The following is an 18,547-nucleotide window of genomic DNA, read 5'->3' on the forward strand; positions in this document are numbered from 1 at the left end:
CACCTTCTTTTTCTGATTGACTTTGTTCAGCTATTCGGAAATATAAGCAAAAATCACTATCTCTTATTTTACCATAATTCTAAATCAATTAGGCATATTTTTAATAAACATGTACACAGATATGGATTATGTAATATCATATTCAAAAAGGAGATGAAATTACTTAATGCTACCACTATATAAAAAATATTGGCGTACAATCTTTGATATTGCTCTAATCGCTCTTACCATTTTTCTAACCATGTTTATTTTCAGTAAGTTATATCAACTTGCTGCACCTGTGTTTTTATCTTTCATTATTTTTTTAATGATCGAACCATTAGCTAGATTTCTACATAAAAAAGGACTAAATAAAACATTGTCATCTGCTATATCTGTCCTATTGTTTATACTCGTGATTCTTGGCATCTTATTAGGAGCTGGACTCATCGTCATCTCGCAAATTTCAAATCTTCAAGATAACTTACCTTATTACACCTTAATGATTCAAAGAGAATTCACACATTCCATGGGATATTTACATACCAAACTTGACCTGCTACCCCCGGGCATCCTGGAAAAATTAAATGAGTATTTTGCGTTATTAACTGATTTCGCTTCCAACTTTATGGTCAATTCATTTAAGTATCTCGTTTCAATATTCAGTTCCTTCTCATCTTTCCTAGGAAATTTTGGTATCGCTATTATTTTAGCCTTTTTTCTGAGTTCTGAAATAGATAATTGGCGACGAATTGCACGAGAGAAATCACCTAAGACGATCAAGAATGCTTTTACTTTTCTAAAAGAAAATGTATTTATATCTATCGGTTCATATCTAAAAGCCCAGTTAATCATGGTCATTATTTCTTTCGTTATTTTATATATCGGATTCTTAATATTAAATACTGGAAATTCGCTAACCCTAGCACTAATCTGTGCACTTCTTGATATTCTACCTCTTGTCGGGGTACCCGTAATCTTCATACCGTGGATTATCTATTTATTTGTTGTGGGTAAGGTTGGTCTTGCCATCGGTCTAAGTGTACTTCTCATTATTGTTTTAGTCACACGTCAGTTGTTGGAGCCGAAAATTGCCGGAAATTCAATTGGTGTAACTTCAGCGTTCTTAATGCTCTCTTGTATGTTCATATCACTATCTCTATTCGGAATTGCTGGTTTAATTCTCTCACCAATACTTCTTATTCTAATCAAAGAGCTACTACAACAAGGATTCCTCCAACGCTGGATTAGACTTCCCCAGGAAGAATTCGAAGTATCCCCTTTTGACATGAGTCAACCTGCAGTCGCAGATACACCATCGACAGAAGATAATACACCCATAATTTGACCAAATAATGCTGTCGCCTTGTTGTTCACATCAGGATCAACATTCTGGAACAATACGGCGACAGCGTATTTCGGTTGTTCAACAGGTCCATATCCTATAAACCACTGATTATTCTTAGGACTTCCTTTCAATATAACTTGTGCTGTTCCAGATTTGCCAGCTAGTGTCCACTTAGCTCTAGACAAGGCTTGGCCAGTACCATCTGTAACCACTCTTCTCATCCATACACAGAGTAGCTTTGCTGTAGCAGGTTGAATACTGTTGAATGTTTTCGGATAAGCATGCGGTTTCAATATTTGCATAACTTGTCCATTATGATACGAGATCCTTTCTAATATCCGTGGTGTTTGAACTTGACCTCCATGAAGTAAGGTTACCACCATATTAGCTGCTTGTAATGGTGTCATCGTTACATCTCTTTGTCCAATCCCCGTCTGAGCTCTCACACCTCCATCCATTGTTGTAGAAGAGGCGAAAATCTCCCCCGTCTCTTCATGATCTAATGGTATTAGTGAAGAATATCCTAGGACATCATGATCTTTCCATCCGATTCTTCTACCGACTCCCAAGGCTCGCGCAGTACGTGTTATTTGGTCTGAGTTCAGTCTCTCTGCTAACGTTGCAAATACTACATTACAAGATTTCGCATATGCTTGTTCCAATGTTAATTTCCCATGGCCTCCATCCTTCCAACAGGACAATCCATATCTTCCGTAATGACCATTACAATGAAATTCCTCATTAGGTGATGTTACCCCTGCCTCCAATGCGGCTGCTGCAATAACCGTTTTGAAGATAGATCCTGGAATCGCAGCTTGTAATGCTTTGTTATTCCATTCCCCTTGTTCTGGATCAATAGCCATTGGATTATAGAAAGGAGCAGATACCATAGCAACAATATCTGCGTTATTTGTGTCTAGTACAACGACCGCCCCTCGTTTCATTCCTGATTGTTCTGTCAGTCTCTCAATTTGTTGCTGAATTTGCTTATCAATCGTCGTTGTCAATCGTAATGGATAATATGAATTATTAGGCGCCTTTACATGAACTCCAATATCGGATAATACATTACTCCTGCTATCAACCGTATAATATGCAACTGTTGGTCCAACACCTTTTAATAATGGTTCTAATGTCTTCTCTAAACCTGATGCTCCATATTTCTTTATTACTCCCAAATCACTAGAGTTGGCAATTTTGGGTTGTTGTGATAAGTAACCCAACCATTGCATTCCTGAGGGAGTACCTCTATACCTCTTTCGATATGGCAGTACTTTAATTCCATTCACATTTAGATCAGTAATTAGATTAGCTTGTGCTAATGTAAGAGAAATTGGAGTTTTTTCATTCACCTTAAGCAAGAACATAGGCTCTTGGAGATTTTGCCATAATTCATGAAAAGATTGAATGTCTATCCCTAAAGATTCTGCGATCTTCGTAATTTTTGAATCTACCGCTTCTCTCTTGATGGAGTCCCTATTTATAGGGAACAACACGACTGCTGGAATCGTTTCACCTGTTAATGACTCCCCATGACGGTCTGTAATCGTCCCTCGACCTGAATCTAACACAATTGCTCGTTCCCTTTGAAGCATAGACATCTCCTGGAGCGTATGATTGCTATTAGGTAATTGCATAGTACGCATAAAAAACTGGATATATGCCAAACGAAATACTAGAATCGCAATGCAAGCTGTTATTAGCATTAAACTGTAAAAGATTCTTTTCTTTTGTTGAGAGATCATCGCTGTTCCTCTTCCATAGTTTTTCAATTATTATGTCCTGATCAATAATTTTCAGACCAAATATAAAAAAGTGGGTTGTCCTAAGTCATCGTAATGACTTATGAGACAACCCACTTTATATACTTACATTAGGTCCTAAACAGTAAATCTTGATAATGCTTCTTTAAGTTCTTTCGATACATTCTCCAATTTACTGGATAGTTGCACCAATTGATTACCGATACTTTGTTGTTCATTGCTAAGTGAAGCAACTTCTTCCGAGGTTGCCGAAGATTCTTCAGCAACTGCACTGACATTGGACATCGCATCAGACAAAGTGGTTTGTGTCTGATTCAGTCCTTCAATGGACTGCGTTACCGAATCCAAACGTTGAATGAAGTCACCCATTTGCCCTTGAACTGAGACGAAAATTTCATTAGTATCTTTTACAGCTGTCATTTGTTGCTGAAATAATGGATATGCCTCAGAAAGAGCATCTACCGTTTCATTCATCTCACCCATGATTTGATCTGTAATTTGACCCACCATAGCAATAGACTGTCTTGACTGATCTGCTAATTGACGTATTTCATCAGCTACCACCATAAATCCTTTACCAGCTGATCCTGCACGTGCGGCTTCGATAGTAGCATTAAGAGATAGAATATTCGTCTGTTTCGTAATGTTTTGCAACACTTCTAGTACCTTATTAACTGACATTGTAGTTTCTTTCAGACCATCCACTTTCTTCATTAGTGAACGCGTCATATCCTCTGTCTGTTGTGTTTTATTCAGTAGGTCACTTAATTGCTTCGTACCTAACTCACTGGAATTTTCTACATCACGAGCAGCTCTACCCATTTCATCATTTGAAGTAATTACCGTTTGCATTTGTTGTGAAATATGATCTGTCAACTCATTACCACGTTCTGCCTCTGTTGCGAGACTGCTAGCTCCATTCGCGATTTCTTCCGTAGCAACAGCGATTTCACGTGCAGAAAGTGCCGTTTTATTAGAAGCATCTGATAATTCAAGAGCCGTATCAAGAACATCCTGAGCCGTATTATTCGTCTGGTTCACTAGATTAGTGATATGTTCCATCATCATATTGAAACTACCTGCTAGTTCTCCGATTTCATCGTTAGATTTATGTTTGGAGCGAACTAGAAGATTTCCTTTTGATCCTTCAATCATAAGATCCTTCAGATTAACAAGTGGCTTAGCAATCATTCGAACTAGCAATAATCCGATTAGAACTGCAATAATTGCAACACCTATTGCTGCCCATATTGTAAAGGTTAGAATGCCTTGAGCATCCTTTACCAATTCAGATGTAGGGAGTGCACCTATCAATTTCCAACCCGTTGTTTCAATCGTGTTATGCACAACCAGGAATTCAGTGCCTGATTCATCTGTATCATTCAGATCTCCTGAGATCTCTGCCGCATCGATTATAAAGTTAAAGTCTGTTTTCGAGCCAGCCACATCATTCACACTAGAAGCAACAATCTGACCATCGGTCGTATCCATTTCTAACTTACTGCCGTTACCCAGGTCAATTCCTCTCAGTTGCTCTTCTAGTACATCCGGTTTAAATTCAATGACGATAACAAATGGCTTCGTCACACCCGTTAAACTTTTAAGTGAACGTGCTAACCTAAAGTGCTTCGTGCCATCAGCAGCTACTTCTGTAGGAAGCCATGTAGATTTATTCTTATCCTGTAGTTCACTAAACCAAGTCTCTGAACGTACCGTTTCAACATCCGTAGAAACGCTCCCACTTGTGATTGCTCTCATCTCAGGGTCCGGCGGAACGACGAATAGCCCCTTAATTGAACTATTGGCATTCACTTGATTGTTCAATTTATCATTAATCCCATTCGTTATTTCAAATATCTCATAGTCTGTCTTGCCAGGTTCAGATAGAGCTTCTACTAATGTCTGCATTTCTGAATCAAAGAATAATTGCATTGCAATATCTTCAAATTGACCAAGAATAATATCGATTTTTTCTGAAGTTTGAATAATGGTTTGCTTATTAGCGTTAGCTGCTGTATTTTCAATAGTATTTTTTGCTTTAACATAAGACATAATCCCTACGAGTAAAACAAAAGCTACAATTGCAGTGAAAAAAATTAGAAATAGCTTAACTCCTACAGATTTCGACGGATTAAATTTCTTGAATTGATTCAATATATTATTATCATTATTGTTTTCCTTTGGTTTTTTATCCCTTTTAAACTTATCCTTTACTTTCCCCCCCATCTTCTTTATTTCCTCAAGAGAATTCTGAACTTGTTTCTCTTTCTTCTTCATGTACATTCACCTGCCAGTAAGTTATGTATAACGTTTCATAAAAATGTAAGCGTTATATTAGTAATACATATCTATTCGACAAAATCTTTGATACTCCTTTTTATTAAATAAAGTTATTGTGGAAATAGCAGTTTTTGTCGAAAATAACAAAAAAGTCTGACGATAAATTCATCGTCAGATCATTTAAAATACATATTATAGTTTCTTGCATCGCATCATATCATAGTAACTTACAGGTTGGTCAACCTTTATAACAACATTTTGCAGTGGATGTCTAGCTGCATCCAGCTCTTTACCATTCTCATCCCAAATCTTATCTACCACTTGCTTGAAGAATCTTCCACCCGGTCCAAAGAACTCTATTTGTTGCCCTGGTTTGAAATAATTACGCTGTTGTATCACTGCCGTACCGTTCTCTGCATTATAGTCGAGTACCAATCCAGCAAAATCATACGGAGCAGCTTTTTCTTCAGGTTCATAAATATGATCTTCATGATCCGGAGTATCATGGAAAAACCCAGAATTTAATGGGCGATTCGCAGCTTTATTTATCTCATCAACCCATTCAGGCTTCAGTACATAATGTTCTGGATCTTCCATATAAGAATCAATGGCTTGACGATATGCATTTACCACAGTAGCGACATAATGCAAAGATTTCATTCGTCCTTCAACCTTGAAACTATCAATACCCACTTCAATAAGTTCAGGGATACTATCTAACATGCATAAATCTTTAGATCCCATTGAGAAGGCATTATCTTCAGGTTGATACATCGGAAGTTGTGTATCATTTTCTTCGAACAAATCATAACTCCATCGACATGACTGACAGCAACCTCCGCGGTTAGAATCTCGATCCGTGAAATGATTTGAAAGTACACAACGCCCCGAATAAGACGAACACATAGCACCATGTATGAATGCTTCTATCTCAATATTTACATGCTCTTTAATCTCAGCAATTTCCTTCAGACTGACTTCGCGTCCTAATACAACTCTAGGTAGTCCCTCTTCTTTCCAGAACTTCACCGCTTGCCAATTCACAGTAGACTGCTGCGTACTTAAATGTACTTCTATTTCTGGAACTGCACGCTGTGCAACTTCAATAATAGCTGGGTCCGCAGTAATAATGGCCGAAATTCCAACTTCATGAAGCTTGAGCAAATATTCTTCAATACCCTCTAAATCTTCGTTATGTGCATATATATTGGTAGCAACAAACACCTTAGCTCCATATTTTTGCGCGAATTCTACACCTTCACGCATTTCATCAAAACTAAAATTGTCTGCATTTGAACGTAAGCCATACTTTTGCCCACCAATATAGACTGCATCAGCTCCATAATGGACTGCAAATTTCAGCTTTTCTAAGTTACCTGCAGGTGCTAATAGCTCCGGTCTATCTAGACGATTTCGTTTACCTCTATATCTTGGTTGAGTCTTTACTTCCATTTTCTGAACCACCTCACATATGACTGTAATCAATATACTTGTTCTTTATAGTAGAACCCAAATGTTAATTCTCGTTCTGGGTCTTGTAGTTTGCGAATATTGTCCACATATTCTTCTTTAAATTTATAATTTGCTTCGTCTGCTAAATAATCATCGATCACACGTTTATATGAACTAACAACGGCTTCATTATATGCCAAAGATTTTAAAATACCTTCAATTTTAAAGCTATTCACACCCGCTTCTATAAGCAAATGCAAATCCTCCAAGATACAAATATCATCTGAACTCATAATATGTGTTCCGTTGAGATCCTCGTAGATCGGATACTTTTCACCAGGGCGATCTTCTTCTGTAAGGAATAACCCACGTTCTTTACCCAGGCTACCATCGTCAACAGGTCTACCTTGATGCAACATATAATTTCCTACTAAGCTGCGCTTAGAGTGGTAAATATTCGTCATTCCATGGACCTGAACTTGTGACTCCACTTCTAAATGACCTTTCATTCCTGTTACTTCATCCATATTAAGTTCTCTGGCGAATATTGCTCGAGTAGCACCTCTTCGACCCCAATAGTTCGCTGTTGCATAATTGGTTGTGGTCATCTCTGCATTCCAATGAAGCTTCAGTGTTGGTGCATTAGATTTGACAGCAAATAGCACAGCAGGATCATTAAACTCAACTGCATCTACACCAGCTTCTGCTAATTCCTTCACGTAATCAGGAAGGGAGTCTATGATATCATTCGTTATTATACTGTGGAGACTCACATATACTTTTGCATCATGAGCATGTGCTATTTTTACAGCTTCACGTATCTCATCTAGCGTGAAACTACCCGCAAGTCTCGTCCCAAAAGTATCATTTCCTATTAAAAAAGCATCGGCACCTGCGTTAATCAATGGCGTAATTTCTTGTAATGAACCCGCAGTTACCATAAGCTCTGGTCTATTAACCATAAGTTGCACCTCTTTTATTGTGTCGTACTCTTACTTTTCTCGATATTCTTCAAATGCTCTTTATAGGTTTTGCCGAATAAATGTTCTTGTGATCCGTCCTTCTTGGTTACATAGTAGAAATATTCAGTAGATTCCGGTTGAAGTGCTGCTTCAATTGAAGCCAAGCTAGGATTACTTATAGGACCAGGTGGAAGGCCTTCAACTAAATATGTGTTATATGGGCTCTCAATCTCTAGATCCTTATAAAATAATCTTTCCTTCGGTTGATCCAAAGCGTATTGAACTGTGGCATCAATCTCTAGCTTTTGGCCTTCGTTCAAACGGTTATAAATCACACCCGCAACGAGTGATCGTTCATGATCTACAACAACCTCACGTTCTACAAGCGAAGCTATGGTGAGTAGTTCATGTAATGTTAAATCCCGGTCCTTCAGCTTTTGCTCAAAGTTTTCGATAGTATTTATTTCTTTTAGTAATTGAGCTGTCATCGTCTTTATAATTTCTTCTTCTGTAACACCTTTTTTCAATTCATAAGTTTCTGGAAAAAGATAGCCTTCTAACACATGTTTTAATTCTGCATCTGAACCGGATGGAATGGTATCAACTAAAGCAGCGTCAGCAGTTGAAGGATCGTCTAGAAGCTTTAACATCACTTCACCATCCACAATTCCCTCTTCTTCTAACTTATTAATCAATTGTTCAACGGTAAATCCTTCAGGTATAGTAAATCGAATCATATCTTCTTTAACAACATCACCATTATTGAACATAGCTATTAATTCATCGTTGTTCGTTCCTGGTGTAATCCTATAGGTTCCAGCTTGAAATCGACTTCCCTGATCTTTATATTTCAAATAAGCAATAAATATTATATCATTCTTTATTAAAGCTTTCTCTTGTAATAATTTTGCAATTTGGGTAGTACCCATTCCACTTTCGATCGTAAATTCAACAATTTCGTCTGAGTTCTCAACTGGTTGTAGACTGTTCCAAATTACCATCGCAGACACACCCATTACTAAAACTAATAGAATACATATAATTCCAAACATTTTAGTTCTAGCCTTCAATAATTCCCCAGTCCCTTCACAGCCAAAAAGAGTGGACTAATCCACCCTCCTGGCACTTCATATTAGAATACGTTATTGTAGATGTTCCTAGATATCGGTATCATGTGGGAAAGTCATTTCATCATAAAGCTCAGCGATGTTCTCCCATTCCTCATCATCATCAATGGTAACAAGCTCTAATTTGCCTTCTGCAGAAGTTACGATTTTAAGAATATCATATTCATCACTGTCTTCATCAACATTCAGCAAAACAGCATAGCTTTCATCACCAACAACAAATTCGGCTGTCAGATCATATACGGAGGTTGTTCCATCTTCATCTTCCAACTCTACTGTCGGACCGAAAGTCTCCTTTAATCGATTACTCCAGTTAGCCTGATGATTAGAGAATTCACTCATCGTTCTATTCGCCCCCGTCAAGTTCAGCTACAAGCGTATTAAAGGTCTCTTCAACGATTGCCCATTCCTCGTCATTATCAATCATATATAACTTGATATCGTCCCCTACTTCATCTTCCTCATAACGGAATGCATATACTTCATCCGTCTCTTCATCTTCAGAATCCATAGGTACAACCATCATATACTTTGCATCAGAACCATCAACTTCGAATTTCATAATAACTTCGAATTCCTCTTCATTCCCTTCATCATCAGGAATATAGATTATTTCTGGTTCTTCTTCATTATTAATTTTGTCATTAGCCATTTATATCACCCTCACCTTATACTCTTAGAATCCAAATAGTTTTGCAAAATCAAACTGGCTGCCATCTTATCAACGACCTGTTTACGCTTCTTTCGACTAACATTGCCTTCAATTAACGTTCGTTCTGCGGATACTGTCGTTAACCTTTCATCCCATAAATGTATAGGTAATTTGGTAAGTTCCTTCAATTTATCTGCGAATTCTATACAAATATCACCTCGAAAACCAACAGTCCCATCCATATTTTTGGGTAAACCAACGACAATCTCAGCAATGTCATACTCACGGACAATCTCAGCAATTCGCTCAAATTCGATATTTTCACGACGCCGTTCTATAACTTCAAGCCCCTGAGCAGTCCAACCAAACATATCGCTGACAGACACTCCAATCCTGCGATCCCCATAATCCAACCCCATGATTCTCATCCAGTTCTCCTAACGGTGATTGGCTAAATAAAACCGAACCAATTCTTCAATCAATTCATCTCGTTCTTTCTTTCTCACCAGGCTCCTAGCATTGTTATGACGCGGTATATACGCAGGGTCTCCGGATAAAAGGTACCCAACGATCTGGTTAATTGGATGATATTCCTTCTCTACCAGTGCATCGTATACCGTTAGAAGAATCTCCTTCGAAGATGCTTCCAACTCATCACCATTAACATTGAATTTGACTGTCTTATCCATAGAATCCATCACAACACCTCGCTTCTTTATAACATGTCTAGGAATATTCTAGCAAACAACATTTTGAATATTTGTATCTTCCACTATCATAACATATTCATTATGGTGTATGGAAATCTATAGGTGAAAAAAAACCGAATTTTTAAGTATGACTAGGATTTTAGTTATTCGAACTCTGTATTACCAGTTCATGAGCCAATTTCATAGCTTCATCCAATTTACTAACATCCTTGCCCCCAGCTTGTGCCATATCTGGACGGCCACCTCCGCCACCACCACAGACAGAAGCAATCTCTTTGACAAGTTTGCCTGCGTGGAATCCAGCCTTCACTAAATTCTGTGGAACAGCAACAACAAAATTCACTTTATCCTCCATCGTTGCTCCTAACACAATTATCGCATTTGGAAGTTTACCCTTCAATTCATCCGCAAGAGAACGTAGCCCATCCATACTGCCACTATTTACACGAGCGGCTAATAGATCAACACCATTCACTGAAACTACTTGGTCACTAAGTTCCCCTGCCTCAATCATACTAAGCTTACTTTGTAGTGATTCATTCTCCCTACTTAATTCTTTAAGCTGAGTGTGGATTGCATCAATACGTTTCGGTACATCTTGAAGATTGGATTTCAGTAATTCTGCAGATTGTTTCAGTATGTCTAGCTGCCCTTCCATATACTGATAAGCCAACCGGCCTGTAACAGCTTCTATCCGTCTAACACCTGATCCAATTCCACTTTCACTAACTAATTTCAACATTCCGATTTGTGAAGTATTACTTACATGACAACCACCGCAGAGTTCTAGACTATATTCTCCAACTTGTACAACTCTAACAATATCACCATATTTTTCACCGAATAGAGCCATCGCACCCGAAGCCTTCGCTTCATCTATTGTTTTATACTCAATATTTACATCTATGCCGTTCCAAATTTGTTCGTTAACGCGACGTTCAATATCAATAAGTTCTTCTTCCGATATGCTACCGAAATGCGAGAAGTCAAACCGTAGACGTTGAGCATCAACCAATGAACCTGCTTGGTTAACATGATAACCTAATACTTCCTTTAAAGCCTTATGCAGTAAATGAGTTGCCGTATGGTTCTTCACTATGTCAGAACGTTGTTCACGATTAACTTCCGCTTTAAACATTTCTCCAACTTTCAATTCTCCATTATCAACAAGAACACGATGTACAGGTTGACCTAATGGTGCCTTAAACATCCCTTCAACCTTGGCAGTACCATGTTCTCCTATCAGCAATCCCTGATCGCTTACTTGTCCCCCACTCTCTGCATAGAATGGTGTTCTATCAAGTATTACCTGACATGAATCTCCAGCTTGCACACAGTCTACCAAAGCATCATTAACAAGGATAGCCAAGATTTTAGACTCTGATACGGTGCTATTATATCCAACAAATTCACTTTTTATTGTTATATCTCCAAGGATTCCCCCTTGAACCTGCATGCTACCCCCATCATGCCTTGCAGCACGAGCGCGTGTACGTTGTTCTTGCATTGCTGTATCGAAGCCTTCGCGATCCACACTTAATCCATGCTCAATAGCATAATCTTCTGTCAGATCAAACGGGAAGCCATACGTGTCATAAAGTTTGAAAGCATCCGCACCGCTTATAGCAGTTTTTCCTTCTTTCTTCGCTTGAATACTGATTTCTTCTAGAATAGATAGTCCATCAGATAACGTCTCATGGAAGCGTTCCTCTTCGGTGAAGATAACCTTTTCGATAAATTCGCGTTTTTCAACAACCTCAGGATAATAAATACCCATGATATCTCCAACGGTTTTCGTTAATGTATATAGGAATGGTTTATCAAGACCTAATACCTTTCCATAACGGACAGCACGGCGAAGTAGACGGCGAATAACATAACCACGACCTTCATTCGAAGGAAGCACCCCATCCGCAACAGCAAATGAAACAGTGCGAACGTGATCAGCGATAACTTTTAAAGCTATGTCATGTTCTACACTATCGTTGTATTTCACTTTGGCTAAAGCTGCTGTTTCTTGAATGATAGGCTGAAATAAATCAGTATCAAAATTTGAATCTACATCCTGAAGGATTGAAGCAAACCGTTCTAATCCTGCACCTGTATCGATATTTTTATTAGGAAGTGGCGTATAGCTACCATCTTTATTGTGGTTAAATTGTGAGAATACCAAATTCCATACTTCTAAATACCGTTCATTCTCACCGCCAGGAAACATTTCAGGATCCGACATATCACTTCCATAAGCCTCACCACGGTCATAGAAAATTTCTGTACAAGGACCACATGGACCTTCCCCAATATCCCAGAAATTATCTTCCAACTTCACAATCTGAGCCTCAGTCAAGCCGATCTTCTCATGCCATAGTTTATATGCTTCTTCATCCTCGGGATATACCGTCACAGATAACCGTTGTGGGTCGAACCCGATCCATTTCTTATCGGTTAGAAATTCCCATGCCCACGTAATCACTTCTTCCTTGAAATAGTCACCAATGGAGAAGTTACCTAACATTTCAAAAAATGTATGATGTCTACGGGTTTTACCGACATTCTCGATGTCATTGGTACGTATACATTTCTGTGAATTAGCAATCCGCGGATTTTCCGGTTTCTCCCGTCCATCAAAATATGATTTCAGTGGTGCCATACCTGCGTTAATCCATAATAGGGATGGATCATTATGTGGGACTAATGGAGCACTCGGCTCAATCTTATGCCCTTTCTCTGCGAAAAACTCTAACCATTTCGAACGTATCTCACTTGCTTTCATATTTTACGCCTCCATTATATAGATCTAGCAAATTCATACCTATAAACACAAAAAACGCCCCTGAATATTCAGGGACGATTAACTCGCGGTACCACCCTGGTTATCGTTAAGTACAATACAGCTACAGTAACTGCTTGTTCATCTAACGATCGCCTTTGTTACGGCTGCTAACGGGGTCCACCCGGTGAATTTAGATCACACTCCGAAATTAGCTTTCCGTCGGCCACACTTTCAGACTCTCTCAGCCTTCATGAACTAGCATCATAAAGGAGTCTGTTCTCTGGGCAAGGAACACCGTCGTACTTCATTTCATCATAGATTTGTCCATTTATTGCTTATTATCAGTACAAGTATATAGAGGTCACAAGCTTCTGTCAATGCAACATTACACTGTTTTTCGCTTGATATAATATGTGAAGAGATGCTGTATGATAACTTTGAGAACGGCTAATAAAGGAACAGCAATAATCAATCCTACGATCCCTGCCATTTCACCACCTACCAACAAAGCGAATATTATAAGAACAGGATGTAAATGCAATTTTCTTCCTACAATTTGTGGGGAGATAACATTGCTCTCCATCATTTGACATAATGTATTTACTATTACTACCATCAATACCATCTTGAAAGACACCGTAGATGCCATTACAACTGCTGGAGCTGCACCAAGGAAAGGTCCAATATATGGAACAACATTGAAAACTGCTACAACACTGGCAAGTAAAAGTGCATAGGGCATCCCAATGATCATATAGCCAATATAAGCAAGTACACCAATAATCAGACAGACCATGAATTGTCCCCGCACATAACTTCCCAGAGCATCATCAATCTCTTTTAGTACAACTAAAATTGTTTTTCTACCTGATCGTGGCAAGTAGGATACAACCATTCGTTCGAATACATCGAAGTCCTTTAATATATAGAATATTAGAAAAGGTACGATGAATATGTTGAGCACCACATTAATTGTGTTACCAATATTATCCATAAAATCAGATATCCCATGTGCCAATCGATCCTCCCATTGAAAGAACCAATCCATTACACCAGCCCTGACCCCAGATGGTAAAAGATTAGAATTCAAATTCGTTACAAAACTTTGGGCATGCATAGTCATCTCTGGCAAATGCTCATTCAATTCTTCTAATTGTTCGATAAACATTGGAATCACATTCATCAATATAACCACTAAGCAAGTTATGAATACTGCATAAATTAATAGTACAGCTACTAAACGTGGCACCTTCCGATTCTGTAACATGCACACAACTGGATTAAGAACATATGAAATGATCATTGCCACTATAAACGGAGCAAGGATTATTTTGATAAACTGATAAGCATGAATGAACAGTGGTCGTAACAGCCACATGAAATATATGATAATCAAACCAAGTAGCACCCATATCATCAAGCGAAACCATTTATTATGCGACATCGAATCCAAACAATTCTCCTCCTTTCGGACTGGACTAGCTTATTAATGTAGTATATGTCCAGAACTCGGAGAATAATCTATATTAAAGATAGAACACAAGAAAAACACCCCATTTTCAATGCCTATATCCAGACATTTAAAATAGGGTGCTTTAATGATATGTAGAAAATATACTTCTCAAGACGAACATTTGCAGATGTTAAGAAGACACATGCATTTGTGGGAAGTCCTGAAGTATTTCCTCGCCGAAGAATAAATCATCCAACGAGCTCAATGTCCCATCTTCCTCAACTTGATAGACGGACATTTTCTCTCCGTTAACCGTTAATTCGATAAAACATCCCCAACAATAGAACTGGTGGGAACCGATCTTTCCAATATCTTTTGAATTGCAATTTGGACATCTCATTTATTTGATCACCTATCCGTTTACAGAATGAATAGCGTTATCCAAACACCCCTCACTCATTGAAGGTACTAACACAGAACTTTCTCCAATGATCATATTGGAAGTACAAGGTAGCCACTTTCGGCCTTCGATGATATCGGTGACAAAACCATCACTAATCTCTAGGCCTATTATTGTATTGCCCATTTTCTGGTCGAAATAAACATCCGAGATACGTCCAAGCATAAGCCCATCTTCCGTAATTACTGGTAAATCGCATAGTTTTTTCTTCCCCAGAGCATAAGACAACTGTATGTCAACGGCTTTCATTTTACGAACAGCGAGTTGATTACGAATCATAATGGCATCCTCGCCATATGCAATGATGTCCTCCCAAGAAATTGTGTTTGACATCTTGGAGTAGAGTACTTTACGCTCAAGCTCAATACCTAGAATTGTCCAATTGTTACCTAACATAAAGTCATGAATTTTGCCAATCTTCTTACCCTGCTCTATATCAAACACCGGAAGTCCTAACATTTCTTGAAGCTTCAAGGCAAGAACCCTCCTTGTCCATCATCAAAAAACCGTCTATGTTCTGTTACGTACCCGTCGAAGAATGGTTCCAATAATTTGTGCAACATGCTCTATCTCTTTTGTAGTATTACCCAATCCGAAGCTAAAACGAATCGCTGATCGCATAATAGAGTCAGAAAGTTTCATTGCTTCGAGAACATGCGATAACTCCAACGAACCGGAAGTACATGCAGATCCACTTGATGCTGCGATTCCTTCCATATCTAAACTCATCAATAGTGTTTCCGTGTCTACCTCTGGAATACTAATATTGAGAATATGAGGCAAGAATTGTGTAGGGTGTCCGTTTACAATAAAGGAATCATCACCAATGACCTGTTCCAATGTAGCAATCATTGTTGTTCTAAGTTGTAAATAGTACTCTCTTCTTTCTTGTATCTGTTCATGTATCAGCTCAATTGCTTTTGCAAACCCTTCAACACCTGCAATATTTTCAGTACCTGCACGACGTTTTTTTTCTTGAAGCCCCCCATAAGATTGAGCATTTAGTTGTATACTACGACGGACATAAAGAGCACCAACACCCTGTGGTCCATTGATTTTATGAGCAGAGAAGCTCATTAGATCAACAGGTAAATCCCTACAAGATATTGGCAAAGTTTCTAAAGCCTGCACTGCATCCACATGAAATAAGATACCCCGACTTTGTGCTAGCTTCCCAATCTCTTCTATCGGTTGAATGGTACCCACTTCGTTGTTCCCATACATGATACTGATAAGAATAGTCTCATCAGTCATAGCTTTCTCGACATCTTCAATCCGAATTTGGCCGGTAGAATCTACAGGAAGGTACGTTACTTGGAATCCCTGACGTTCTAATTCTGAACATGAATGGAGAATCGCATGATGCTCTATTGAAGAAGTGATAATATGCCTACCCTTATGGCTTAATAATGAAGATACCCCAAACAAGGCTAAATTATCACTTTCTGTTCCTCCACTTGTAAATACGAGTTCATCTGGATAACAACCTAGCAATCGACTCGCTCGATCCCTTGCTCCGTTCAGTGATCGCTTCGCACCTCTTCCAAATGAATGGACGCTCGAAGCATTCCCATATTGCTCCATCATGATCTTCATCATGATCTGTGCTACTTCTGGATGAATAGGTGTTGATGCTGCATGATCTAAATAAATTGGGTTCATAGTAATTCCACCACCTATTAAATATAGAACATATAATTATCAACATTGCTCTTCACTTCGAAAGAAATAAGATCCTGCAATGTTGTAGAATCTAATGCATTGGCAATTCCATCCCGAATTCTAAGCCACAGATCTCTCTTCGCCGGGTCATCCTCTTCGGTGAAATCCACTGGTGAGATCGGTCCTTCAAGGACACGAATAACATCCCCTGCTGTAATTGTTGAAGGTTCACTAAATAGAATATAACCTCCATAAGCTCCCCGAACGCTTTTAACTAATCCAGCATTACGTAATGGTGCAATCAACTGCTCTAGATAATGCTCTGACAAATTGTTCTTTTCAGCTATACTTTTGAGTGATGTAGGGCCTTCTCCAAACTTCACCGCTAGCTCCATCATAATTGTTAAACCGTAACGTCCTTTTGTTGAAATTTTCATTAACGGCACCTCTTTCTATTATTCTAAAAATAATGTATGATTATTTATTGTTCATTTTAATTGTTCTTCGGAGGTATATAGGACATTATCATAATGATGTATTTATTCCTATCTATTCCGATCATTACCCTTTGCTTATGTTAACATATTCAATCCTTATATGGAAAACAAACTATGACAAACCAATGAATTGCCCGTCCTACGTGGACAAGCCAATTGTTATTATAGAATAAGGGTATGTTATTATAGAGATGGACACAATTTTAGTAAAAGATGGTGAAATAGATGTCAAGAGAAAATAATAATACACGTGTTGTTGTTGGAATGTCCGGTGGCGTTGATTCATCAGTAACCGCCTTACTTTTAAAACAACAAGGTTATGATGTCATCGGTATTTTTATGAAAAATTGGGATGATACTGATGAATTCGGTAATTGTACTGCAGAGGATGACGCAGAAGATGTACGCCGTGTTTGTGAACAGATTGATATCCCCTACTATACAGTAAACTTTGAAAAAGAATACTTTGATAAAGTATTTACCTATTTTCTAGATGAATATAAGTCTGGAAGAACACCTAATCCTGATGTTATGTGTAATCGTGAAATCAAATTCGGGGAATTTCTGAATAAAGCACTCAATTTGGGGGCAGATTATGTAGCTACAGGTCATTATGCTAGAGTAGTTGAAAAGAATAACATTCATCAACTACTACGTGGTGTAGACAGCAATAAAGATCAGACTTATTTCCTAAATGCTTTGAATCAAGAGCAGCTCTCCAGAGCAATGTTTCCTATAGGTCATCTTCCTAAACCAGAAGTAAGACGTATTGCCGAAGAAGCTGGTTTATATACGGCCAAGAAAAAGGATAGTACAGGTGTTTGTTTCATCGGTGAACGTAATTTCAAAGAATTTCTAAGTCAATACCTTCCTGCCCAATCCGGGAAAATGGTCGATATTGCTACCGGTGAGGTCAAAGGTGACCATGATGGACTTATGTATTATACCTTAGGACAACGACAAGGTCTAGGTATTGGAGGCTCAGGTTCAGGTGAACCTTGGTTTGTAGCAGACAAGGATCTCGATCGTAACATTCTCTTCGTGGTGCAGGGTGACAGTCATCCTAGTCTTTATTCCACGGGGCTAATCGCTACAGGACTCAATTGGATCGCTGGGAAAAATTCCATACCCACTGAATCATTTACTTGTACAGCCAAATTCCGCTACCGTCAGCCTGATCAAGCTGTTACATTAACTTGGCTACCAGATGGGAATGTTCATGTTATCTTTGATAAACAACAAAAAGCCATTACTCCGGGACAAGCTGTTGTATTCTACCAAGGTGAAGAATGTCTTGGTGGTGGTACGATCGATAAAGTAGAGAAAGTCCCATATACGATTCCTCCATTGAAAGAGAAATAAAAGAACAAAAAGAACAATCTAACGAAACAAAATGCCCTGCTCGTTATAAATCGAGCAGGGCATTTTA

At 38.5% G+C, this 18,547-nt stretch carries 17 protein-coding genes; 2 read left to right on the forward strand and 15 right to left on the reverse strand.

Annotation, left to right across the window (positions count from 1 at the left end; all coding sequences use genetic code 11):
- The first annotated feature begins 166 nt into the window (after window positions 1–166).
- Window positions 167–1,327 carry an AI-2E family transporter gene (locus LPB68_RS06160; protein WP_068659203.1) on the forward strand — a complete coding sequence of 387 codons (1,161 nt, stop codon included), beginning with the start codon at window positions 167–169 and terminating at the stop codon, window positions 1,325–1,327.
- Here the strand turns inward: LPB68_RS06160 and LPB68_RS06165 are convergent.
- The 15 genes from LPB68_RS06165 to cymR all read right to left on the reverse strand — a co-directional run bounded on the left by LPB68_RS06165 (window position 1,273) and on the right by cymR (window position 17,058).
- Entirely contained in the window at window positions 1,273–3,072 is a 1,800-nt protein-coding gene (locus LPB68_RS06165) for a peptidoglycan D,D-transpeptidase FtsI family protein (protein WP_068659202.1), read from the reverse strand. The two genes, LPB68_RS06160 and LPB68_RS06165, sit on opposite strands and share 55 nt — an antisense overlap.
- A gap of 135 nt (window positions 3,073–3,207) precedes the next feature.
- Window positions 3,208–5,367: a methyl-accepting chemotaxis protein gene (locus LPB68_RS06170; RefSeq protein ID WP_068659200.1), complete on the reverse strand. Its 2,160-nt coding sequence runs from the start codon at window positions 5,365–5,367 to the stop codon at window positions 3,208–3,210.
- 195 nt (window positions 5,368–5,562) lie between these two features.
- Window positions 5,563–6,822 carry a peptidase U32 family protein gene (locus LPB68_RS06175; protein WP_068659198.1) on the reverse strand — a complete coding sequence of 420 codons (1,260 nt, stop codon included), beginning with the start codon at window positions 6,820–6,822 and terminating at the stop codon, window positions 5,563–5,565.
- 29 nt (window positions 6,823–6,851) lie between these two features.
- Window positions 6,852–7,784 (reverse strand): peptidase U32 family protein, encoded by a 933-nt coding sequence (locus LPB68_RS06180; RefSeq protein WP_068659196.1) that lies wholly within the window; start codon window positions 7,782–7,784, stop codon window positions 6,852–6,854.
- Between the two features lie 14 nt (window positions 7,785–7,798).
- Entirely contained in the window at window positions 7,799–8,836 is a 1,038-nt protein-coding gene (gene mltG, locus LPB68_RS06185) for an endolytic transglycosylase MltG (protein WP_068659194.1), read from the reverse strand.
- A 105-nt stretch (window positions 8,837–8,941) separates the two neighbouring features.
- Window positions 8,942–9,253, reverse strand: coding sequence for a DUF1292 domain-containing protein (locus tag LPB68_RS06190; protein ID WP_068659192.1), 312 nt, complete (start codon window positions 9,251–9,253; stop codon window positions 8,942–8,944).
- Window positions 9,254–9,257: 4 nt separating this feature from the next.
- Window positions 9,258–9,563: a DUF1292 domain-containing protein gene (locus LPB68_RS06195; protein ID WP_068659190.1), complete on the reverse strand. Its 306-nt coding sequence runs from the start codon at window positions 9,561–9,563 to the stop codon at window positions 9,258–9,260.
- Between the two features lie 11 nt (window positions 9,564–9,574).
- Window positions 9,575–9,991 (reverse strand): Holliday junction resolvase RuvX, encoded by a 417-nt coding sequence (gene ruvX, locus LPB68_RS06200; RefSeq protein WP_068659188.1) that lies wholly within the window; start codon window positions 9,989–9,991, stop codon window positions 9,575–9,577.
- Between the two features lie 9 nt (window positions 9,992–10,000).
- Window positions 10,001–10,261: an IreB family regulatory phosphoprotein gene (locus tag LPB68_RS06205; protein ID WP_068659186.1), complete on the reverse strand. Its 261-nt coding sequence runs from the start codon at window positions 10,259–10,261 to the stop codon at window positions 10,001–10,003.
- 151 nt (window positions 10,262–10,412) lie between these two features.
- Window positions 10,413–13,046 (reverse strand): alanine--tRNA ligase, encoded by a 2,634-nt coding sequence (alaS, locus tag LPB68_RS06210; protein ID WP_068659184.1) that lies wholly within the window; start codon window positions 13,044–13,046, stop codon window positions 10,413–10,415.
- Window positions 13,047–13,431: 385 nt separating this feature from the next.
- Window positions 13,432–14,490 carry an AI-2E family transporter gene (locus LPB68_RS06215; RefSeq protein WP_418303831.1) on the reverse strand — a complete coding sequence of 353 codons (1,059 nt, stop codon included), beginning with the start codon at window positions 14,488–14,490 and terminating at the stop codon, window positions 13,432–13,434.
- Between the two features lie 199 nt (window positions 14,491–14,689).
- Window positions 14,690–14,899 carry a hypothetical protein gene (locus tag LPB68_RS06220; protein ID WP_068659180.1) on the reverse strand — a complete coding sequence of 70 codons (210 nt, stop codon included), beginning with the start codon at window positions 14,897–14,899 and terminating at the stop codon, window positions 14,690–14,692.
- Window positions 14,900–14,911: 12 nt separating this feature from the next.
- Window positions 14,912–15,433 (reverse strand): PRC-barrel domain-containing protein, encoded by a 522-nt coding sequence (locus tag LPB68_RS06225; RefSeq protein ID WP_068659178.1) that lies wholly within the window; start codon window positions 15,431–15,433, stop codon window positions 14,912–14,914.
- A 36-nt stretch (window positions 15,434–15,469) separates the two neighbouring features.
- Window positions 15,470–16,621, reverse strand: coding sequence for a cysteine desulfurase family protein (locus tag LPB68_RS06230; RefSeq protein WP_068659176.1), 1,152 nt, complete (start codon window positions 16,619–16,621; stop codon window positions 15,470–15,472).
- Between the two features lie 17 nt (window positions 16,622–16,638).
- Window positions 16,639–17,058, reverse strand: a complete 420-nt coding sequence (cymR, locus tag LPB68_RS06235; protein ID WP_068659174.1) for a cysteine metabolism transcriptional regulator CymR — start codon at window positions 17,056–17,058, stop codon at window positions 16,639–16,641.
- A 285-nt stretch (window positions 17,059–17,343) separates the two neighbouring features.
- Between cymR and mnmA the strand changes: the two genes are divergently transcribed.
- Window positions 17,344–18,480 carry a tRNA 2-thiouridine(34) synthase MnmA gene (gene mnmA, locus LPB68_RS06240; RefSeq protein WP_068659172.1) on the forward strand — a complete coding sequence of 379 codons (1,137 nt, stop codon included), beginning with the start codon at window positions 17,344–17,346 and terminating at the stop codon, window positions 18,478–18,480.
- Window positions 18,481–18,547: the final 67 nt, after the last annotated feature.

The organism is Paenibacillus crassostreae (assembly GCF_001857945.1).
GTDB lineage: Bacteria > Bacillota > Bacilli > Paenibacillales > Paenibacillaceae > Paenibacillus_AQ > Paenibacillus_AQ crassostreae.

What these genes read in the sequence shown, in the direction of transcription:
- LPB68_RS06160 (WP_068659203.1), top strand. Translation starts at nt 167, where the DNA reads ATGCTACCACTATATAAAAAATATTGGCGTACAATCTTTGATATTGCT.
- LPB68_RS06165 (WP_068659202.1), bottom strand. Translation starts at nt 3,072, where the DNA reads ATGATCTCTCAACAAAAGAAAAGAATCTTTTACAGTTTAATGCTAATA.
- LPB68_RS06170 (WP_068659200.1), bottom strand. Translation starts at nt 5,367, where the DNA reads ATGAAGAAGAAAGAGAAACAAGTTCAGAATTCTCTTGAGGAAATAAAG.
- LPB68_RS06175 (WP_068659198.1), bottom strand. Translation starts at nt 6,822, where the DNA reads ATGGAAGTAAAGACTCAACCAAGATATAGAGGTAAACGAAATCGTCTA.
- LPB68_RS06180 (WP_068659196.1), bottom strand. Translation starts at nt 7,784, where the DNA reads ATGGTTAATAGACCAGAGCTTATGGTAACTGCGGGTTCATTACAAGAA.
- mltG (WP_068659194.1), bottom strand. Translation starts at nt 8,836, where the DNA reads ATGTTTGGAATTATATGTATTCTATTAGTTTTAGTAATGGGTGTGTCT.
- LPB68_RS06190 (WP_068659192.1), bottom strand. Translation starts at nt 9,253, where the DNA reads ATGAGTGAATTCTCTAATCATCAGGCTAACTGGAGTAATCGATTAAAG.
- LPB68_RS06195 (WP_068659190.1), bottom strand. Translation starts at nt 9,563, where the DNA reads ATGGCTAATGACAAAATTAATAATGAAGAAGAACCAGAAATAATCTAT.
- ruvX (WP_068659188.1), bottom strand. Translation starts at nt 9,991, where the DNA reads ATGAGAATCATGGGGTTGGATTATGGGGATCGCAGGATTGGAGTGTCT.
- LPB68_RS06205 (WP_068659186.1), bottom strand. Translation starts at nt 10,261, where the DNA reads ATGGATTCTATGGATAAGACAGTCAAATTCAATGTTAATGGTGATGAG.
- alaS (WP_068659184.1), bottom strand. Translation starts at nt 13,046, where the DNA reads ATGAAAGCAAGTGAGATACGTTCGAAATGGTTAGAGTTTTTCGCAGAG.
- LPB68_RS06215 (WP_418303831.1), bottom strand. Translation starts at nt 14,490, where the DNA reads ATGTCGCATAATAAATGGTTTCGCTTGATGATATGGGTGCTACTTGGT.
- LPB68_RS06220 (WP_068659180.1), bottom strand. Translation starts at nt 14,899, where the DNA reads ATGAGATGTCCAAATTGCAATTCAAAAGATATTGGAAAGATCGGTTCC.
- LPB68_RS06230 (WP_068659176.1), bottom strand. Translation starts at nt 16,621, where the DNA reads ATGAACCCAATTTATTTAGATCATGCAGCATCAACACCTATTCATCCA.
- cymR (WP_068659174.1), bottom strand. Translation starts at nt 17,058, where the DNA reads ATGAAAATTTCAACAAAAGGACGTTACGGTTTAACAATTATGATGGAG.
- mnmA (WP_068659172.1), top strand. Translation starts at nt 17,344, where the DNA reads ATGTCAAGAGAAAATAATAATACACGTGTTGTTGTTGGAATGTCCGGT.